Genomic DNA, 14954 nt, shown 5'->3' on the forward strand with positions numbered 1-14954 from the left:
CCGGATAGTTCTTGCTGCTGCGTGCCGCCATGCCGTGTTGATGTACACCAGGCAATCAGGAGGCAGCCGATGACGATGAGGCCAGATCCTACGTTCCACGCGTCGCCGAAGCTCGCGATGGAAGCGCCGGCCGAGAGCTTTGCCTACACCGTGCTGCTCAGTCCGGATTTTTCAGAGCCGGACGCGCTCGCGGTGATCGACGTCAAGCCCGGCTCTCCGACCTACAGCAAGATCGTCCATACGGTGACGATGCCCAACAAGGGCGACGAGTTCCACCATTTCGGCTGGAACGCCTGCTCGTCGGCGCTGTCCCCGCTGGCCGGACACGCCTTCCTCGAGCGTCGCTATCTCATCATCCCGGGCATGCGATCGTCCCGGATCTATATCGTCGACACCAAGCCGGACCCGACGCAAGCGAAGATCCACAAAATCATCGAGCCGGAGGAAATCTTCAAGAAGACCGGCTACTCGCGACCGCACACCATCCACTGCGGGCCGGAAGGCATCTATGTCAGCACGCTCGGCGGGAGCGGCAAGGACGGCACCGACGGCCCGCCCGGCATCTTCATCATGGACTGCGAGACATTCGAGGTGCTCGGCCGGTGGGAGATCGATCGTGGCCCGCAGACCAAGCATTATGACTTCTGGTGGAACCTGCCGCGCGACTACATGGTGAGCAGCGAGTGGGCCCTGCCGCCGCAGTTCGAGAACGGCATCGTGCCGGAAGACCTGCTGTCGAACAAATACGGCCATCGGCTGCATTTCTGGGACCTGCGCGCCCGACGCAATGTCCAGACCATCGACCTCGGCGCCAACCATCAAATGGCGCTGGAGGTGCGTCCGGCGCATGATCCGGTTCGCGAACACGGCTTCGTTGGCGTCGTGGTCGATACCACGAACCTCGAGGGTTCGATCTGGACCTGGTGGCGCGAGGGCGGCAAGTTTCACATCGAGAAGACGGTGACGATCCCGCCCGAGCCTGCATCGAAAGACCAGCTGCCGCCGCTGCTGCAGGGTTTCGGCGCCGTACCTCCGCTGGTGACCGATATCGACTTGTCGATGGACGACAAGTTTCTCTACGTCGCCTGCTGGGGCACCGGCGAGATGCGCCAATACGACGTCAGCGATCCGCGCAAGCCGAAGCTCGCCGGGTCGGTCCGCATCGGCGGCATCGTTCATCGCGCGCCTCACCCGAACGGACAGGCTTTTGCCGGCGGGCCGCAGATGGTCGAGATCAGCCGCGACGGCAAGCGGGTGTACTGGACCAATTCGCTCTATTCGACCTGGGACAACCAGTTCTATCCGCAAGGCATTCCCGGCGCCGAGGTGATGGCGAACGCAAACCCGGGCGGAGGCCTCGAGCTGGCGAAAGACTACTGGGTCAGCTTCCCCGACGGCTACCGGGCGCACCAGATCCGGCTCGATGGCGGTGACTGCTCCACCGACTCGTTCTGCTATCCATCGGTCTAGAGCGCTTTCGAGCGAAGTGGGTACCGGCTCGCGTGAAGACAACGCGTCAAAACAAGAATCCAGAGCCCGTTCCGATTCGATCGGAACGGAAAAGGCCTTGACGTGAGCCCGGCCGACTGGACTCCGGCCTGGCTGTGGCTGGCGGTCATCGCGAGCGGCCTCTACCACGGGATCAACCCGGGCATGGGCTGGCCGCTCGCGGTTTCCGCGGGATTGATGCAGAGAAGTTCGCGCGCGCTGGTGACCGCGCTTGGCCCGCTCGCGATCGGTCATTTGCTGGCGATGCTGCTGGTGATCCTTCCATTCGCGCTCTTGATCACCCTCGTCGAATGGCAGCGCACGATCCGGATCGGCGCCAGTCTGCTCGTCATCCTGTTCGGTGTCTATCGGCTGATCGACCGGCGCCATCCGCGGGCCCTGGCGCGGATACCGCCGACGCAACTCGCTTTGTGGTCGTTCGCGGTGGCGATCGCGCATGGCGCGGCGCTGATGCTGGTGCCGATCTATCTGGGGCTGTGCCGCGAGGCTGAAGCCGACCAAGGCCATGCGGCCGCCAACAGCCTGATCGACACCAGCCTCACGATGGCCGTGCTGGTCTCCGTCGTCCATGCCGGCGCGATGATCGCCGCCGGCGGATGCCTGGCGTGGCTGGTCTACCGCTACCTCGGCCTCAAATTCGTATCCCGGAGCTGGTTCAACCTGGACACGGTTTGGGCCTTCAGCCTGGTGCTAGTCGGCGCCGTCGCGCTGGCGCTTGGCCTTGCGACATAGTTTGGACGCGACACGCCGCCCGTAGGTAAGGTTGCGAGGTAATGCGCCATGAGTGACCCGTCATCCTGAGGTGCACGCGCAGCGTGCCTCGAAGGGTGAACGGCCCGGCGATATCTGCGCGGCGAAAGCCGGGCCGTCGACCCTTCGAGACGGTCGCTTCGCGACCTCCTCAGGGTGACGGTGTTAGATTTGCGTCACCGCAGCTTGCCGAGCAGCGCGATCAGCGTCTCGCGCTCCTTGGCGTCCAGCGGCGCCAGCGTTTCCCTGGAGATCACCAGCGCGTTGGGTGCGGCCTTGTCGGCCATCTGCTGGCCGGCGCGCGTGAGACTCACCAGCAGTCGGCGACCGTCGTCGGGATCCGGCGCGGTCTCGGTCAGGCCGCGCGCGGTCAGGCGATCGATCACGCCCTTGATGGTCGCAACGTCCATCGAGGTCAGCCGCCCGAGCTGGTTCTGCGAGCAGGCGCCGACCTCCGACAGCTTCGACAGCGCCGCCCACTGAGTCGGCGTCAGATTGATGCCGATCTCGCGGGCGAAGATCACGGCGTGGCGCTGCGACACCTGGCGCAGGATGAAGCCGATCTGCTCGTCCAGCACGTATCCCGGCCTGGTCGCCTTCCCGTTTCGCTTCGGTGCCGCACTCCTTGCCATCGTCCACCCCGCCCTTACAGCGACAGATGCGCGTCACGGATATCCGGACGCGCATCGAGTTCCGCCATGGTGCCGCCAAAGCAGATCCGGCCGCGCTCGATGATGTAGGCGCGATCCGAGATCAGCCGGGCGAAATGCAGATTCTGCTCGGAGACGACGATGCTGACGCCCTCTTTCTTCATCGCCAGGATCGCATCGACCATCTGCTCGACGATTTTCGGCGACAGCCCCTCCGAGGGCTCATCAAGCAGCACCAGCGACGGATTGCCCATCAGCGTGCGCGCGATCGTCAGCATCTGCTGCTCGCCGCCGCTCATGCGCCCGCCGGGCCTGCCGCGCATCTCGCCGAGGTTCGGGAACAGCTTGAACAGTTTTTCGCGATCCCATTGCGGCGCGCCTGCCCGCTTCGGCTGCCGGCCGACCTCGAGATTCTCCTCGACCGTCAGATCCGTGAAGATGCGCCGCTCCTCCGGGACGTAGCCGAGCCCGCCGCGCACGATCGCGTGCGTCGGCAGATCCGAGACGTCCCGGCCCTCGAACATCACACGGCCGGAGCGGTTCTCGACCAGGCCGACGATGGAGCGGAACGTGGTCGATTTGCCGGCGCCATTGCGCCCGAGCAAGGCGACCACTTCGCCCTCGCCGACCTCGAGTGCGATGTCGAACAGGATATGCGCCGGGCCGTAGAAGCTGTTGAGATCCTTCACCGTCAGCTTCATGCCGATGCTCCCTCGCGGTGCCGGGCGTCATAGACGAGGCCCTCGCCGAGATAGATCGCCCGCACCTGGGCATTGCCGCGGACTTCCTCGGGCGAGCCTTCGGCGATCAGGCTGCCGCGGTTCAGCACCAGGATGCGGTCGGCATGCTCGAACACCACGTCCATGTCGTGCTCGGTGAACAGCACGCCGATCGACTGCTCGCGCGCGATCCGCGCCGTCAGCCGCATCAGCTCGACCCGCTCGCGCGGCGCCATGCCGGCGGTCGGCTCGTCCATCAGGAGCAATTTTGGCTGGTTGGCGAGCGCGATCGCCAGCTCGAGCCGCTTGACGTCGCCATAGGCGAGCTCGCCGCACGGCCGCTCCGCATAGGCGCCCATGCCGACCAGATCGAGCAGCCGCCCCGCCTCGTCGCGGGCCTGGCGCGCGGTCGAGGCCCACAGATTGAGCAATTGCCCGCCATGCGAAACCAGCGCGACCTGCACGTTCTCGCGTACCGTCATGGTCGGGAATGTCGCCGCGATCTGGAAGGTGCGGCCGACGCCCATGCGCCAGATCACGCGCGGCTTCTTGCCCGTGGTCTCCGCGCCCAGCACGCGAATGCGGCCGCTGTCGGGAATGTTCTGGCCGTTGAGCATGTCGAAGCAGGTGCTCTTGCCCGCGCCGTTCGGCCCGATCAGCGCCAAAATCTCGCCGGCACGCAGTTCGAAGGAGACGCCGCGCACGGCATGCACGCCGCCATAGGATTTGGTCAGCCCCTCAACCGACAGCAATGTGGGAACCATGCTCATTCGGCGCTCTCGATGCGGGAGGTCAGCAGGGGCGATACCGACGACGAGGATTTGCGCCGGCGATGCATGAAGGCTTCCAGCGTGCCGACGATGCCCTTCGGGAACGCGACCACGATCAGCACCACGAAGCCGCCGAGCACCAGCTTGGAAAGATCGGTCTGGCTGACCAGCCAGATGTTGAGCGCCTTGTAGACGATGGCGCCGACCACCGCGCCCGACACCGTCTCGACACCGCCGAGCAGCACCATGACCAGCGCATCGACCGACAGCGAGATGCCCATATTGTCGGGGAAGACGCTGCCCTTGAGATAGGCGAACAGCGCGCCGGCAAGGCCGGCGACCGTGCCCGCAATCACGAAGGCGGTCCACTGGATGCGCTTGCCGTCGATGCCGATGGCTTCGCTGCGCAGCGGCGAATCGCGCGTCGCGCGCAGCGCGAAGCCGAACGGCGAGAACACGATGATGCGGAGGATCACCACCGCGAGCGCGGCGATGCCGAGCGACAGCCAGTAGAAATGCGACGGGCTCGCCGCCCATTTTTCCGGCCAGACGCCGAGGATGCCGTTGTCGCCGCCGGTGACCGACACCCATTGGAACGCGATCGACCAGACGATCTGGGCAAAGGCCAAGGTCAGCATCGCGAAATAGACCCCGGAGAGCTGCACCGCGAAGAAGCCGAATACGGCGGCGCCGAGGAGCCCGAGCAGCGGCCCGAGCAGCAGGCAGGCAATCATCGGCAGGCCCGCCATCTTGGCGAGCAGCGCCACGCCATAGGCGCCGAGGCCGAAATAGGCCGCGTGGCCGAACGAGGCGAGCCCGCCGACCGACATCAGGAAGTGCAGGCTGACCGCGAAGATCACGAAGATCGCGATCTCCGAGCCGACCGTGAGCAAATAATTGCCGGCGACGAACGGCAGCGCGGCGGCGAGCACGAGCACGGCAATCGCGGCGAACCGCTCGTTCATCGTCAGCGGCCGCCACGGATTGACGGTGAGGCCAGGCGTGCGCCGTGCCGGCGCCTCCGGCTTGCCGAACAGCCCCCACGGCCGAACGATCAGCACCACCGCCATCACCAGGAACACCAGGATGATGGAGATCTTCGGGAAGATCAGGATGCCGAAGGCGTTGAGCTCCGAGACCAGCACCGCCGCGACGAAGGCGCCGATGATGCTGCCGAGGCCGCCAATCACGACCACGACGAAGACCTCGACGATGACGCGCAGATCCATCGCGTGATTGACCGCATCGCGCGGAATCTGCAGCGCGCCGCCGAGCGCGGCGAGGAAGACGCCGAGCGCGAACACGCTGGTGAACAGCCATTTCTGATTGACGCCGAGCGCCGCGACCATGTCGCGGTCCTGCGTCGCCGCACGCACCAGCACGCCCCAGCGGGTGCGCTGGAACAACAGCCAGAGCACGCCGAGCACGACCGGCCCGAGCACGATCAGGAACAGATCATAGCTTGGTATATTCTGGCCGAAGAAATCGATTGCGCCCTTGAAGCCGGGCGCGCGGCGGCCGACCAGATCGTCCGGGCCCCAGATCAACACGACGAGATCCTCGACCATCAGCGTCAGGCCGAAGGTCGCGAGCAACTGGAACAACTCCGGCGAATGGTAGATCCGGCGCAGCAGCACCATCTCGACCAGCACGCCGATGGCGGCCACGGCCAGCGCGGCAACGACGATGCCGCCCCAGAACCCGAACGCGCCCGAGAAGCGCTCGGTCAGGGTAAAGGCGACATAGGCGCCGAGCATGTAGAACGCGCCATGCGCGAAATTCACGATCCGCATCACGCCGAAGATGATCGACAGACCCGAAGCGACCAGGAACAGCGACGCCGCGCTGGCAAGACCGGTCAGGAACTGGACGACGTAGAAGGCCATGGGCGGTCCGCGTTGGAGATCACAAGCGTCACTTTCCTTCACCTCGCCCCGCCTGCGGGGAGAGGTCGAAACTCAAGCGCCAGCTTGAGTTTCGGGTGAGGGGGACTCTCCACGAACACGACTCGTGGAGACAGCCCCTCACCCCAACCCTCTCCCCGTAAGAACGGGGAGAGGGAGAAGAAAAAATCAATCCTTCGGCCGCAGCTTCTCGATCTCGGCATCGCCGGGCAGATAGTCCGCCCCCTTGCGATAGGCGGTGTCGACCATGATGCCCTTGCCGTCCTTCAGCGCGGTCTTGCCGGTGAAGGCGCCCAGCGTCGACTGGTGGTCGATCTTGCGGAAGGTGATCTCGCCGAACGGCGACGGCATCGAGATGCCTTCCGCCGCCGCGATCAGCTTCTCCGGATCGCTCGAGCCGGCCTTGGCAAGGATCGCCGCCGCCGCCTTGATGGTCTGGTAGCCGACGATCGAGCCGAGCCGCGGATAGTCGTTGTACTTGGCCTGGTAGGCCTTCAGGAACGCGTCATGCTCCGGCGTCTTGATCGCGTACCAGGGATAGCCGGTGACGATCCAGCCTTCCGGCGTCTCGTCCTTGAGCGGATCGAGATATTCCGGCTCGCCGGTCAGGAAGCTCACCACGGTGCGGCCCTTGAACAGGCCGCGGGTGTTGCCTTCGCGCACGAGCTTGACGAGGTCGGCACCGAAGGTGACGTTGAGGATCGCTTCCGGGTTCGCCGCGGCAACCGCCTGCACCACCGGGCCGGCGTCGATCTTGCCCTGCGGCGGCCACTGCTCGTCGACCCACTGGATGTCGGGCCGCTTCGCCGACATCAGCTTCTTGAACACCGCGACCGCCGACTGGCCGTATTCATAGTTCGGCGCGATCGTCGCCCAGCGTTTTGCAGGCAGTTTTGCGGCTTCTTCCACCAGCATTGCCGCCTGCATGTAGTTCGACGGACGCAGGCGGAACGTGTAGCGGTTGCCTTTCGACCAGGTGATGGCGTCGGTCAAAGGCTCAGCCGCAAGGAAGAACACCTTCTTCTGGCTGGCGAAGTCAGAAACCGCAAGGCCAATATTGGAGAGGAACGTGCCGGTGAGCATCGCGACGTTCTCGCTCGACACCAGCTCGTTCGCCGCGGTCTGCGCATCCGCCGGCTTGCCGCCGTCGTCCTTGGAAATGACCACGAGCTTCTTGCCGCCGATGCCGCCCGCCGCATTGATCTCTTCCACCGCGAGCTGCCAGCCCTTGCGATAGGGCTCGGTGAACGCCGGCAGCAGCGAGTAACTGTTGATCTCGCCGACCTTGATTTCGCTCTGCGCCAAGGCCTGCGTCGTCATGGCGCTCGTTGCCATGGTCGCGACCGCGATCGCCAATCCCGCCCCTACGAAATAACCACGCATCCCGTCCTCCAGTTTTTCTTCAAAGAGATTATCGCAATCCGTCTTCGCCCTTGATCTCGCCGACCGTCAGCCCGCCGACGCGCGGCAGCGGCCGTCCACTGTCGGTCACCGCGACCGCGACCATGATCTCGTTGGCCCGCGGCGCGTCGTTGATCTGCACTTCCATACCGTCGAAATGGCTGCGCACGAAAGCCGCGTCCTTGTGCCCGAGCGGAATATCCAGCGTGGTGCCGGGCCCCGAGCGCTTCTTCGACGACGGGATCAGCGCCGCGCCCTTCGACAGCACCTTGCGCACCGGCGCACCCATCTTCGGATGCAGGATCGCCGCCGCATGTTCGAGCTCGCCATTCTCGCCGACGGCGGCGGCCTTGCCATAGCTGTGCGCCTTGGCGCCGTCGATGCCGAGCGCGGCGACGGCCCGTTTTGAGAGCAGTTCGCCGAGTTCCTCGCCAATCGCGATCAGCGGCGACAGATCCTCGACATAGCGGCCGGCAAAGGGGTTTTCGATCACGGCGATCGCGGCGGCCCGCCTTGTCGGCGGCGCGATGGTCTTGCCCATCTCCAGATGGGTCTCCTCGACCACTGTAACGATCTTGCGAATGACGGCGCTCATCTTGCCTCGCTTCCGGTCATGCCCGCAGCATGTGTTCTATCGTTTGTCCCTGAAACGCGTGCGACGCCGGCGCCCCAATCCCAGTTGCACCGACAATTCGCGTTTCGCCCAGTAGACGCAATGCCGCGCCCTCGATCAATCCCGACATCAGGAGGTCGCGCGCCCGCACCGCCCCCACCTCGAGCGCTTGCTCGACCTCGTGTTCCGCCAAAGACCCGACGTCGCGGGTCACCAGCCGCGCGCCGAGGTCGCTGTCGGGCTGCAGTTCGTTCGCCGCAACGCGCAGGATCGCGGGATGATTGGGCAGATCGACCGCATTGGCGATCACCGTCGCCGCGGCATCCGCCTGCGACGCCGTCCGCGCCAGCACGGTGACGGCATCGGCGATACCGAGCGAAAAGCTGCGGCCGTGCCGGCCGCTGGTCGCGATGCCGCGGACCGGCGTCTCGGCATCGACCGTCATGGTGCGCATCACGCCGTGGCGGTCCGGCCGGTCCATCAGGCCGACGGTGAATTGTTCGCCGTCGCCGAGATGCAGGGCAATGTCGCCGCCGTTGTTGACATAGGCACGGTCGAGCGGCGCGGCCTCAAGCATCGTGCCCAAAACTTCCTCGGCGACCGAGCCCGCGACCGCTGCCATCGGCGTGATGAAGCAATCGGCGGCAAACGGCGCGACCGCCGCATGCATGCGCCGCGCGACCACGCCTCTCAACACGCAACGGTGCGGATCGGCTGCACTGCGCAGCTCGGTGAGTTCCGCGCATAGCTCGTCGAGCAAACCGGTGAAGCGCTCGGCCGCCGCTCGATAGGCGGCGCTGACGTCGTCGTCCCTGCCCCTCGCCTCGATGACCAGATCAATCGGACCGTCCTGCAAATGCAGCCGCTTGCCGTCAGGAAGAAGCGCGATTTGCGGAAGCCTAGTCATGCGCGCCGCCCGGGCATCGGCCGGACCTCAGCGCTGTCCCGCAGTGACGACAGCGGCCGGACATAGTCCATGTGACCGCCCAGCGCCGCATAATCGGACATGCGCATCGTGAATTCAATCGGCGCCACCAGTGCCGGGGTCGGCACATAGCCGAAGGCACCGGCCGGCATCTGCGTGACATCGACCATGTAGGTGATGCCCCCGCCCGGCCAGACATAAACCGGCGCGCCGCCGCTGGTCACCCGCGTCAGCGCGTCCTTCACCGAGCGTGTCAGCCGCACCGGATTATCGGTGACGCCGGCGCGCAGCGATCCGCCCGCGCCGCCCATGAACAGCACGGTGCACAGCGCCGGCTCGCAATTCTCCTGGATGCGCTCGACCGAAAATCTGAGGTCGGCCGGCATCTCGGTCTCGACCGGTTTCAGCGCCTCGTCGAGCACATAATAAGAAGCGTGCTCGCCGGTGGTCGAGACCATCAGCATGGTGAGCCCCGGCCGCGCCTCCTTCGCATTGAAGGGGCCGAGGATCGACAGCGGATCGGAGATGTTGGTGCCGCCCCATCCGGTACCGGGATCGGCGACCTGGAAATAGCGGCCAGGCGTCGAACGCCGCCCCTTCATCTTGATGCCGGTGTCGGCGATGTCGAGCAGCTTGCCGGCCTGGTGCTCGCTGAGCACGCCGGTGATGTGGTCGTCGACCACCACGACCTCATCGACCTTGCCGTGCCATTGCTTGGCGAACATGCCGATGGTCGCCGAGCCGCAACCGACCCGCATGCGCTCTTCTGCCACACCATTGACGATCGGCGGCCTGCCGGCCTGCACCACGACGGTGGCGCCGCCGTCGATGGTCAGCTCGACCGCCTTGCAGTTGGAGAGATCCATCAGCGTGTCGCAGGTGACGCGGCCTTCCTTCTTGGAGCCGCCGGTCAGATGATGCACGCCGCCGAGCGAGAGCATCTGCGAGCCATATTCGCTGGTCGTGACATGGCCGACCGCCTCGCCGTCCGCGCGCACGGTCGCGGTTTCCGGGCCGAGGTAGCGGTCGGTGTCGATCTTCACCTTGACGCCGCAATACGAGAAAATGCCTTCGGTCACCACGGTGACCATGTCGATGCCGTCGACCTCCGACGACACGATGAAGGGCGCGGGTTTGTAGTCCGGATAGGTGGTTCCGGCGCCGATCGCGGTAACGAAAAGTTCGGGCTGGCGGACGATCTTGCCGTCCCAGTCGCCGCTCACCTGGAACGGAACCAGCTTGCCGCCATGCGACACGGTGCGCTCCAGCACGACGTGCGGATCGACGCGCACCAGCGTGCCGTCATGATTGGCATAGCGGTCGCAGGCGCCGGCCGCGCCCGGCTTGATGTAGCACATCACCGGACAGGCATCGCAGCGGATCTTGTCGCCGGCGGCGACGGTCATTGTGTCAGCCATCGTGACCAAGCCTGGACTTGTGGCGGCGGTCGATCATACTGCGCTTCCGCCTCCCATGCATATCGTTCGTATACGAATGATCCTGCGCGCGAGCCCGGGAGCTGTCAAGCGGCCTTTGCAATCAAACCCTGCCCTTCGCTTGCGCACCCTGTTCATAAAGCGGGCACGCGCTGCAGCGCGGCATGCCGCCGCTTGCACGTTTGTATACAAACGTTATCCTCGTCGGCGATCCGACGCTGGCGTTGCAGCGCAAAACATCAGGGAGAACCGGGGCAATGCGCCTGACCGTGAACGGCAGGAATCATGATGTCGACGCCGCTCCCGACACCGCATTGCTTTACGTGCTGCGCAACGACCTCGAATTGAACGGACCGAAATATGGCTGCGGGCTCGGCGAGTGCGGCGCCTGCGCGGTGCTGATCGACGGCGTCGCCGCGCGCGCCTGCGTGATTCCGATCGAAGGCTGTGCGGACCGCAACATCGTCACGCTCGAAGGCCTCGGCAGCCGCGAGCATCCCGATCCGGTGCAAGATGCCTTCATCCACGAACAGGCCGCGCAGTGCGGCTATTGCCTCAACGGCATGATCATCACCACCAAGGCCTTGCTGACGCGCAATCCCAATCCGTCCGAGCATGAGGTGCTGGAGGCGCTGCGCTACAATCTCTGCCGTTGCGGCGCGCATATCGAGATCATCCGCGCGGCGATGCGCGCGGCCGGTCACGCGCTCGAGGCGCGCGATTGATGGTCGACGCACGGGCTCCCGAGCAACGCCAGCGCGGCTCGCTGTCGGTCGTCCGCCCCGCGGTGCTGGGCGCGGAAGGTGCGTTCGAGACCTTCATCACCATCACGGCCGACGGCACGGTCAATGCCTATAACGGCCATGTCGACCTCGGCACCGGCATCCGCACCGCGCTCGGACAGATCGTTGCCGAAGAGCTCGACGTCTCCTTTGCCCGCGTCGTCGTGATCCTCGGCGACACCGCCGTGGTGCCGAACCAGGGCCCGACGATCGCGAGCGAGACCATCCAGATCACCGCCGTCCCCCTGCGCAAGGCCGCCGCGCAAGCGCGACATTTTTTGCTCACACGGGCCGCCGAGCGATTGGAGCTAGCTGTCGACGAGCTCACGATCGAGGACGGTCTGATCCGCGGCCGCGACAACCGCAGCGTCAGCTATGGCGAACTGATTGCGCATGAAACCATCCGGCTCGATCTTGCCGACGAGGTTCCGGTCAAGGCGGTGAGCGCCTATTCGGTCGTCGGTAAGTCGGTGCCGCGCGTCGACGTGCCGGCGAAGGCTACCGGCGAGCTCGTCTATGTCCACGATGTGCGCGTGCCCGGCATGCTGCACGGCCGTGTCGTCCGCCCGCCTTACGCCGGCGTCGATGCCGGCCCGTTCGTCGGCACCAGCCTGATCGCGATCGATGAAGCGTCGGTGCGGGATATTCCAGGCCTCGTCGCGGTGGTGCGAATCGGCGATTTCGTCGGCGTCGTCGCCGAACGCGAGGAGAATGCGATCAAGGCCGCCGCGCAACTCACGGTGAGCTGGAAGCCGGGACCGGCGATGACCGATCTTGCCGACGTGGAGAAGGCGCTGCGCGCCAATCCCTCGACGCCGCGCCAGCTGATCGACAAGGGCGACGTCGACGCCGCGATCAAGGCGGCCGCCAAGCCGATGCAGCGGACCTATCTTTGGCCCTACCAGATGCACGGCTCGATCGGCCCGTCCTGCGCGGTTGCCGATTACAGCGAGGGCGCGATCCGGGTCTGGTCCGGCACGCAGAACCCGCACATCCTGCGCGGCGACCTCGCGCTGCTGATCCAGCGGCCCGAGTCCGAGATCGACGTGATCCGGATGGAGGCGGCCGGCTGCTACGGCCGCAACTGCGCCGACGACGTCTCCGCCGATGCGCTATTGCTGTCGCGCGCAGTCGGCCGTCCGGTGCGCGTCCAGCTCACCCGCGAGCAGGAGCATGCCTGGGAGCCGAAAGGCACCGCGCAGCTGATGGACGTCAATGGCGGGCTCAATGCCGACGGCAGCGTCGCCGGTTACGATTTTGCCACGCGCTATCCCTCGAACGGCGCGCCGACATTGGCGCTGCTGCTCACCGGGCGGATCGCGCCTGAAGCGGCGGTGTTTGAGATGGGCGACCGCACCGCGATCCCGCCCTACGACTACGAGAACTTGCGTGTCGTCGCCAACGACATGCCGCCGGTCGTGCGCGCGTCCTGGTTTCGCGGCGTCTCGGCGCTGCCGAACACCTTTGCGCATGAATCCTACATCGACGAGCTTGCGGCGGAGGCGAAGGTCGATCCGATCGAGTACCGGCTGCGCTATCTGAAGGACCAGCGCGCGATCGATCTCGTCAATGCCGTTGCCGAGCGCGCCGGCTGGACGCCGCGCCCGGTGTGGAAAGAACCCGAGGCGGACGGCAATATCGTGCGCGGCCGCGGCTTTGCCTATGCGCTCTACGTGCACAGCAAGTTTCCCGGTTACGGCGCAGCATGGTCGGCGTGGATCGCCGATGTTGCCGTCAACAAGGCGACCGGCGATGTCAGCGTGACGCGCGTCGTCGCCGGCCAGGATTCCGGATTGATGATCAATCCGGAGGGCGTGCGGCACCAGATCGAAGGCAACGTGATCCAGTCGACTAGTCGAGCGCTGATGGAGGAGGTGTCCTTCGAGCGCGGCGCGGTGACGGCGCGGGAATGGGGCGCCTATCCCATCATCAAGTTTCCTGAGCTGCCGAAGATCGATGTGCTGATGCTGCCGCGGCAGGATCAACCGCCGCTCGGCGTCGGCGAGTCCGCTTCGGTGCCGAGCGCCGCTGCGATCGCCAACGCGATCTATGACGCGACCGGCGTCCGCTTCCGCGAATTGCCGTTCACGCCGGAACGCATCCTGAAGGGATTGCGCGGCGAGCAACCGGTCGCGCCCGCCCCGCTCCCGCCGCCTGCGCAGACGGCCGACCGCAACAGATGGCAGAACCCCTTTGCAAAGCGCGGGGGGATCCTTGCCGGCATTGCAGCGATCTGCGCAGCGGCGATCGGCATCGGCGCGGCCGTGCTGCCCTGGCGCGCGATCGCGCCGATCGCCCGGCCCGACGCCTCGGTCTATTCCGCTGCGACGATCGCCCGTGGCAAGGAGCTTGCAGCGCTCGGCGCCTGCGCCGTCTGCCATACGTCGGAGCATGGCGTTCCGAACGCCGGCGGTCGGCCGCTCGAGACGCCGTTCGGCACCATCTTCACCACCAACATCACGCCCGACGTCGACACCGGCATCGGCGCCTGGTCCTATCCCGCCTTCGAGCGCGCGATGCGCGAGGGCATTCATCGCGACGGACGCCATCTCTATCCGGCGTTCCCGTACACGCACTTCGCCAGGACCAGTGATGCCGACCTGCAGGCGCTCTATGCCTATCTGATGGCGCAGACGCCGGTGCGCGCCGAGACGCCGGCCAACGCGCTCGCCTTTCCGTTCAATCTGCGGCCGCTGCTCGCCGGGTGGAATGCGCTGTTCCATCAGCCGAACACGTTCCACAGTGATCCCACTAAATCGGAAGTGTGGAATCGCGGCGCTTATCTGATCGAAGGTCTCGGTCATTGCAGCGCCTGCCACTCGCCGCGCAATGCGCTCGGCGCCGAACGGCAAAGCGCCTATCTCGCCGGCGGCTTCGCCGAGGGCTGGGAGGCGCCGGCGCTGACGTCGCTGTCGAAGGCGCCGATCCCCTGGAGCGAGGACGAGCTCTACGCCTATCTGCGCACCGGCGAATCCCGGCTGCACGGCGTCGCCGCGGGCCCGATGGCGCCGGTCGTGCAGGAGCTCGCCGCGCTGCCCGACCAGGACATCCGCGCGATGGCGGTCTACCTCGCCTCGTTCAACGAGAGCACCGATCGGTCGGCCCACGATGCCATTGCCGCGAAGCTCGAAGCCGGCACCGTCGTCACCACCGCGGCCTCGGCCGGGGCGCGGATCTATCAAGGCGCCTGTGCGGTCTGCCATGAGGTCGGCGGCCCGCCGCTGTTCGGCAGCCGGCCGTCGCTGGCGCTCAACAGCAATCTGCACAGCGACGCGCCCGACAATCTGATCCAGGTGATCCTGCACGGCATCGCCAAGCCGGCCGTGACTGATCTGGGCTACATGCCGGCGTTCAAGGACAGCATGACCGACGGCCAGGTCGCCGAGCTCGTCACCTTCCTGCGACGGCAATTTGCCCCTGACAAGCCGGTCTGGACCGATGTCACCGCCACCGTCGGCCGTATACGGCAGACCATAGCGCGCTGACCTGCCATGT

The 14954-nt window shown here is 66.0% G+C and carries 12 protein-coding genes; 4 read left to right on the forward strand and 8 right to left on the reverse strand.

Going from position 1 to position 14954, the window contains the following annotated elements:
• Positions 1-69 precede the first annotated feature (69 nt).
• Both I6F38_RS32455 and I6F38_RS32460 read left to right on the forward strand, forming a co-directional pair.
• Positions 70-1470 carry a selenium-binding family protein gene (locus I6F38_RS32455; protein ID WP_225163275.1) on the forward strand — a complete coding sequence of 467 codons (1401 nt, stop codon included), beginning with the start codon at positions 70-72 and terminating at the stop codon, positions 1468-1470.
• 102 nt (positions 1471-1572) lie between these two features.
• On the forward strand, positions 1573-2241 hold the full coding sequence (locus tag I6F38_RS32460) for a hypothetical protein (protein WP_225163276.1): 669 nt from the start codon (positions 1573-1575) through the stop codon (positions 2239-2241).
• A 194-nt stretch (positions 2242-2435) separates the two neighbouring features.
• Here I6F38_RS32460 and I6F38_RS32465 read toward each other — a convergent pair whose 3' ends face one another.
• From I6F38_RS32465 to I6F38_RS32500, 8 genes are all read right to left on the reverse strand, one after another.
• Entirely contained in the window at positions 2436-2891 is a 456-nt protein-coding gene (locus I6F38_RS32465) for a MarR family winged helix-turn-helix transcriptional regulator (RefSeq protein ID WP_225163277.1), read from the reverse strand.
• A 14-nt stretch (positions 2892-2905) separates the two neighbouring features.
• Positions 2906-3610, reverse strand: coding sequence for an ABC transporter ATP-binding protein (locus tag I6F38_RS32470; protein WP_038383941.1), 705 nt, complete (start codon positions 3608-3610; stop codon positions 2906-2908).
• Positions 3607-4398, reverse strand: a complete 792-nt coding sequence (locus I6F38_RS32475) for an ABC transporter ATP-binding protein (RefSeq protein WP_225163278.1) — start codon at positions 4396-4398, stop codon at positions 3607-3609. The genes I6F38_RS32470 and I6F38_RS32475 overlap by 4 nt, the downstream gene beginning before the upstream one ends.
• A complete protein-coding gene (locus I6F38_RS32480) occupies positions 4395-6284 on the reverse strand; it encodes an ABC transporter permease (RefSeq protein ID WP_225163279.1) in 1890 nt (629 codons plus the stop codon). The genes I6F38_RS32475 and I6F38_RS32480 overlap by 4 nt, the downstream gene beginning before the upstream one ends.
• 186 nt (positions 6285-6470) lie before the next feature.
• Entirely contained in the window at positions 6471-7685 is a 1215-nt protein-coding gene (locus I6F38_RS32485; RefSeq protein WP_225163280.1) for an ABC transporter substrate-binding protein, read from the reverse strand.
• Positions 7686-7713: 28 nt separating this feature from the next.
• Positions 7714-8298, reverse strand: a complete 585-nt coding sequence (locus I6F38_RS32490; protein ID WP_016842455.1) for an amino acid synthesis family protein — start codon at positions 8296-8298, stop codon at positions 7714-7716.
• 16 nt (positions 8299-8314) lie between these two features.
• Positions 8315-9223: a UPF0280 family protein gene (locus tag I6F38_RS32495; RefSeq protein ID WP_225163281.1), complete on the reverse strand. Its 909-nt coding sequence runs from the start codon at positions 9221-9223 to the stop codon at positions 8315-8317.
• Positions 9220-10659 (reverse strand): 6-hydroxynicotinate reductase, encoded by a 1440-nt coding sequence (locus I6F38_RS32500; RefSeq protein WP_225163282.1) that lies wholly within the window; start codon positions 10657-10659, stop codon positions 9220-9222. The genes I6F38_RS32495 and I6F38_RS32500 overlap by 4 nt, the downstream gene beginning before the upstream one ends.
• 275 nt (positions 10660-10934) lie before the next feature.
• Here I6F38_RS32500 and I6F38_RS32505 point away from each other — a divergent pair, with 275 nt between their 5' ends.
• A complete protein-coding gene (locus I6F38_RS32505) occupies positions 10935-11402 on the forward strand; it encodes a (2Fe-2S)-binding protein (protein WP_225163283.1) in 468 nt (155 codons plus the stop codon).
• Positions 11402-14944, forward strand: a complete 3543-nt coding sequence (locus I6F38_RS32510) for a molybdopterin cofactor-binding domain-containing protein (RefSeq protein ID WP_225163284.1) — start codon at positions 11402-11404, stop codon at positions 14942-14944. Before I6F38_RS32505 ends, I6F38_RS32510 begins: the two co-directional genes overlap by 1 nt.
• Positions 14945-14954: the final 10 nt, after the last annotated feature.

It is taken from the genome of Bradyrhizobium sp. BRP56, from assembly GCF_020194035.1.
Lineage (GTDB): Bacteria > Pseudomonadota > Alphaproteobacteria > Rhizobiales > Xanthobacteraceae > Bradyrhizobium > Bradyrhizobium australafricanum.